Genomic DNA, 6,431 nt, shown 5'->3' with positions numbered 1-6,431 from the left:
AATAATGCAAGACCTAATAGTAATGCTCCGATTAATAAGTTATTGATTAATGTTGTGATCAACCATGCATTGAATCCAATAAATGCATTCAAGCCAGCTAATAACAAGAAGTTCAATAATGCTGCACCTAATAAGATTGGTAATGCACCGAGGATCAATAATGTGATAGCACCAAGTAATAGTAACTTAGCACCTAGCTTCAACAATTTGTTGAATAAGTGCAAGGCTAACATTCCGATGAATGTCAACAAGTTAACGATCAATGATGCACCAAGTGTTGCTAACAATGAAAGAACAAATGGAATAGCCATGTTCAATAACTTCATACCCAAGAAGTTAAGAGTTGTTAATGGTAATAGAAGTAAGAATGCTGGGATACCTACTAACAATGGCAATGCCAAGATTGCTCCGATTTCAACGATAGCTCTGATGATGTCGAAGACATCTTTCAATAATCTTAATGGAAGACTTACAAGAGCAACGAAGCCTAATGCTAATCTTCTCAATAAGTTAAGTGCTGGAAGGATTGTCCATAGAGGCAATGTTAGAAGTGTTGCGCCGATGTTCAATAGATCTAATGCAACATGTGCAAAGCCTTTAATGAATGTTAATCCCCAAAGTAATGCTTTTGTAACTAATTGTGCTAACAATGGTAATCCAAGCCATAATGCTGGGAAAATACCAAATTGTGTTGTTAGTAATTTTGTTAAGAAAATAAGTGGTGTTAATAAGTTAATAACTAATGGAACACCAACTAATGCTAATAAGTCTTTCAATACGTTTGATGTTAAGTATGTTAATACGAATGAAAGAACTCTTAAGATAGCTTTTCCAAGTAAGTTGTTCAATAGTCCAAGAAGTGCAAGTGGAAGACCTAAGAATAATGCTACTAAGGCTGCAGGCACTGTGAACAAGTTCAATCCAGGTACTAATGCTGTCAATAATCCATTAAGGATGATTGGTAGTAAGAACAATGGTGCAAGTAGAAGGAATGGTAGTCCACCAAATAGTGCACGTAACAAACCAACTGCAAATGCAGCAATTGCTGCTGGGATCAAGCTGAGCAAACCATTTACTAAGAAAATGATTGGTAATGAAATTAGTTTAAGAGCTAATTTTGTTAAGAAAGTACCGATGATTGAAATCAATGGCAAGTTGATCCATGTTAATGGGTTCAAGAATGCTAATGGTCCAAAGATTGGTGCTAATAGTAGCATTCCAGCTAACCATACTAAGAATGGAACTACTAAGTTGATGATTGAATCGATCAACATCATTAATGGCAATCCAATGAATAAGTTAAGTACTGATAATAGTAATGTAACTAATGGTGCCAAGAAGATAGTATCCATAATCAAGTTAAAGAATGGAATAAAGCTTGGTAATGCTAATAAGAACAAGGCAATTAGTGGCAATCTGAATGAAAGTAATAATAATCCAAGTAATGCTACTAAGTTCAATGCAGCTAATGCCAACAAGAATGGCAATGCTAAGGCATTGAGTAAGCCCAAGCCTGCTAATACTAATGGTTCTACTAAGAATGTGCCTAATAGATTCAATAGTAATAGTGGTAATCCAATCAAGTTAAATAATGTCAATTGATTGAATAGTACTAATGGCAATGTAATTAATGGCATCAAGATATCTGATAACAAACCTGCACCAAGAGCCAAAGCAATTGAGATCAATGGTCTGATAAATAGATATACAGGAATGGCTAATAAGTTAAGGCCAAGAACTACTAAGTTTAAGAATCCTAACAATAATTTAATTGGTGTTAAGATCAATGAATTTGCGATTGAAAGTAATGAGATTAATAGTGGTAATAGAGCAAAGACCGGTCCAACAACTGGAATCAATGCTGTTAAGGCGGCTGCGATTCCACTGACAACAGCGGTGATCACTGAGGCTGCTTTAGCTATTCCAGCGATAGCATTCAATAGACCTAAGACGAATGAAAGAACTAATCTTGCACCGACTTTGAATAGACCTACGAAGAATCTAAAGATGTGGATCAATGCTCTGATACTCCATTTAACAAGAGTATTGATTGCAAATTGTCCAAGCAATGGTAATGAGAACAATGCAATACCTAAACCAGCTAGCATCAAGCTCTTAGCAAGTGTAAGTAGACCCCAAAGTAATAAGCCACCTACTGCGTTTGCTACTAGCAAGATGAAGAAGTTAAGGATTTGTGCTGCAACGATCAATACTGGTAAACCAACTAAGATCGTAGCTACAGCAGCTAATCTAATTAATAATTGGAAATCATTCTTGAGTAAGTCTTTGATAAGTTTCAAACCTAATAATGTCAAGAATGTTAAGCCACCAACAAGGTTGCTTAAGAATAATGAAGTAATGAATCCTAATAACATTGGAATTGAAATGTTAAATAGTGTTAATCCAATTGTGTTCAACAATGCAAGTGGAGCTAAGGCTAAGAATGTCAAACCTTTAACTAGCATTGGAATAGCAAATGCATTAAATAGTCCCAATCCTAATCTGAAGAGATCGAATAATCCCTTGATCAAAGCGATTGGTAGACCAATGAATGATAAGGCTAAGGCCAAATCAATAGCTCCATTGATTAAAGCTTTTGCAAGTGTAGTAAATAGCAATGTGTTGAATAGTGTCAATTGAACTAAGCGACTGATTACGTGAACAATTACGAAGTTCAATACTACAGGTGCAATAAAGTCGAATAATGCTAATGGAATTGAACCAATAACTGTATTGATCAATCCAAGTGTTACACCAGCGATCGTATTAAAGATTGTGATTGGAGCAGTTAGAACGATTGATGCTAACTTGCTTACAACAAATGTATTTAATAGATCGATTGGTGCAAAGGACAATTTAAGACCTAATGTAAGTGGTAATCCTAAGGTAATTGCAGGGATTCCAAGAGTGATTGCTGGAATCAATGCCAATGCTGGAAGGATAACTGGTTGTGCCAATGCAAGAGCGATTGGTGCAGTAGCTAAGACTGCTCCAGTAGCGATTGGTGCAAGAGCCAAACCACCTAATAATAGAGGTAGACCAATAACTGGTAATAGACCACCTAATAGTAATGGTGCCATACCTAATCCACCAGCGGCAGGTGCTGCTGTTGCTGCAGCGGTTGTAGCGGCGTTACCTTGACCGTTTTGTTGCGATGTATAGTCTTGATAGACTTTTGAATTCTTCAAAATGCCGTTATTAACGATTGGATCAAATTGACCTTTAGTCATATTTTGACCTAATGAAACAATAACGTTAGGGAATTGCTTTTCATACTTGTTACCATTTGGAATTACTCTACCATCAATTGTGTAGTAGATTTGTCTTCCGTCAGTGCCGTTTAAGACGTAGTTGTATAATTGTCCAACTTTATCGTCTTTGTTTGTCTTAGATGATGCGTCATTCCAGATGTATGGAACAGACTTGAGCATTTATGCTTTTTCATCATCTGAAGCCCATGGTGTCATCTTGTTGTAAGTATCTTGTTTGATACTGTTGTAGACAGCTTGACTTTGTTGACTATCGGCATCTGCTGTTGTTTGAGTCGTTGAGCCATTTTGGGCGTTTTCCTTAGCTCTATTCAAGAGCACATTAGGATCGACTTTGGCAACATTTGGTAGCTGTGTAATAGCAGCGCCATTATCGGGCTTGTCTAGACTGATCTTAGTGTGGTTCAAAACAGTGTTAACAGCATCACTTGTACTTGCGCTGTTTTCACCATTAGGACCAGTATACTTGCCGTCTAGGTAGTCTTGATAGATTTGCGAGTTCTTCAAGGCGTCAATGTCGACAGCTTCATCAAGAGCACCGGGTTCGATATCCTTACCCATTGCTCTCAATAGCTTAGGCATCTGCTGTTGAAGCGGATCCTCGCTATCAGGTTGAGCCGTACCGTCAATTGTGACAGCTAGGTCTCTACCTGTTGAGAGTGTGGAATGGAAATTCCATACTTGACCTTCAGTGTCACTATCAGTGTCATTTGTACCGATATAGTGCCAGATTGAAGGCAAGTCCTTAGTGATCTCATAAACTTCTTCTTGAGTTGCATCTTGGGCTTTTTGTTGTACATGTTGTTTGATAGCTTCATATTGAGAGTTATCTTCGTATGTATCTTCGCTATTTTGAACTTGATTATTATCTAAGTCTTGATCAGATGTTAGATAGTTATCAAGTGTTGTCTTTGGAGATACATATCCTTGGTTGGCAATTTCTGTATAACCAGAATTGTCACTAGCTTGTGTTGAGCTAGTTGTTGTTGAAACTTGTTGTGGCTCAAATGTAGTTGTTTGTTGTTGAGCTACAGGTTGAGTTGTTGTTGTTTGTTGTGTTGGTTGAGCAACTGTTGTTTGTACAGGTGCTGTTGTTGTTTGTGTTGTAACAGCTGTATTTGCAACTGGAGTTGTTTGTTGAGGTGTTACTTGAGTAGCAGCATTTGATTGAGTTTGTGTTGTTGCTGCTGGTGTAGATGTTGTTGTTTGAGTAGCAGTTGTCTCTGTGCTACTTGTTTGTGTTTCTGGTTGAGCGACATTTGAAGTTGATGTTGTTGATGTTGCTTGTGATTCGTTTTGTGCTGGATCAGCAGTTGTTGTTCCTGAAACTTGAATTGTTGTTCTGCTGTTAACTGCTTCTTCAGCTTGTGAGAATGATGGTGAAATTTGTTGGCCATCTGTTTGATTGGCTTGTTGTTGTTGAGTAGTTCCACCATTTGTTGTTTGGTTTTGTTGTACTTGTTGTTGTGTTGCTTGTTGCTGACTCGTCTGACCATTTGATGTTATCGCCTGTGACTCGCCATCGTTTGATGAAGCAGATTGTGTTGAAGCTTGTTGATTATTTGATGATTGTTGATTGTTATTTTGATTTACAACTTTTTGTGGTTGATTTGTTTGTTGTTTTTGAGGAGCTCTATATTGTGAGTTGATATTGTTGTTATCAATCTTAATATCTTTTCCGGCGAAGGAAGCTGTTGCTTTGGTGTGAGCTTTTACATTCTTAGTAGCAATGGCGAAAACTTCTTGGTAGTTGCCTGATGTGGCATCCTTCTTGAAGTTAACAACTAAGTCATTGCCCCTCTTACTAATCTTGTAAAGGCTGTTGTTATCTTTAGCAGCGAGTTGTTTGATCTTATTGGTATCAACGTTCTTCTTACTGAACTTGATATCAAGTTGATCACCCTTCTTAATTACGTCATCTGACGAAGCCGAGATATTCATGCGCATAATAGGAACGCCCTTCTTCTCGGTCATTGAAAGACCAACTATCTTATTCGGATTTCTAGTAGAAGTCTTTAGCGGAACGCTAGGATCAACGTTCTCATACTTGCCTACGTTGTTATATATCGCGGCCTCCGCGACTTCTACAGTTGAATAGGCAACTATTGGTAAAACAATAATAATTGCTGAAACCCATGTGATAATTTTCTTTACGAGTGAACCTTCGCCAAATAATGTACTCATAATATAAATCTCCCCGTTATTTGTTTGCCGTCACATATCAAAAAATAAATGGTTTATTCCCTGATAAATTTAGGCTACACGAAGATATTAATATATAACTTTATTTATATCAAGTGCTATTTGTCATTTTGTCATTTACGATCCTTCTCGCGGTTAATATTTCTACCGTAAATATATTCTTTTATTATTCTATTTTGCACGTACAGTTTAGAATCCTTTTTACAATCTTAAATTTTGTTGACCACTCTTTTGATTCGATTGATATAATCATTTGCTTAGTTCGATAAGAAACATTCTTATTATTTTTTCTAGTTTCCTCCTATTATTATATTTTATTAATACATAACTATAATTCCTACTATATTTAACAAAACGTATTCAACTTCATTCTTTGTCCTTTATGCTGTGTCATTACATGTCTCGTTCTGCGATACCATCTTAATACTACTTACCTGCGATCATGCATATGTCTATAGGATGGTGTTTGTATTCTGTTATCAACGCATATATCAGTAGAGTAACTGATTCTCAGTACTTCTTGTTATAATCCGTCTATACACTCTTATATCATAAGTGTTCATACAGTTTAGTCCCGTTAATGTCTTCTCTATACAGTCATTTACATGGCATTGTAGTCATGCTTACTTTCCCATAGCTGATTTATGGCCAGGTTGTTTTAGTTCTAGTCTCCAGTTTATGGCTCTGCTTGGTTGTTTATTCTCAAAGATAGATTCCATACAACTCAGCAGAAACAAAAAGGCTCAAGCGAGATTAAATTGAGCAAAAAAAAAAGAGCAATGAGATTATCTCTCATTACTCAATTACCATTGCGTGGCAACTACCTATCCTCGCGGGTAGTTTCCCACCAACTACTTTCGGCGTTAAGAAGCTTAACTTCTGTGTTCGGCATGGGAACAGGTGTATCCTTCTTGCTATCGCCACCACACTTTGGTGCTCGTACCTTCAAAACTAGATATT

The 6,431-nt window shown here is 37.0% G+C and carries 2 protein-coding genes and 1 rRNA gene; all 3 read right to left on the bottom strand.

Annotation, left to right across the window (positions count from 1 at the left end; genetic code table 11):
* Nucleotides 1–3,431, bottom strand: a 3,431-nt coding sequence (locus EKM69_RS11930; RefSeq protein ID WP_164505944.1) for a hypothetical protein, incomplete at its 3' end; no start/stop codon positions are given.
* On the bottom strand, nt 3,432–5,453 hold the full coding sequence (locus EKM69_RS11925; protein WP_125711307.1) for a hypothetical protein: 2,022 nt from the start codon (nt 5,451–5,453) through the stop codon (nt 3,432–3,434).
* A gap of 829 nt (nt 5,454–6,282) precedes the next feature.
* A 5S ribosomal RNA gene (gene rrf, locus EKM69_RS11920) occupies nt 6,283–6,399 on the bottom strand.
* Nucleotides 6,400–6,431 lie beyond the last annotated feature (32 nt).

The organism is Companilactobacillus zhongbaensis (assembly GCF_003946515.1).
Lineage (GTDB): Bacteria > Bacillota > Bacilli > Lactobacillales > Lactobacillaceae > Companilactobacillus > Companilactobacillus zhongbaensis.
This window is presented reverse-complemented; position numbering and strand designations above follow the sequence as displayed.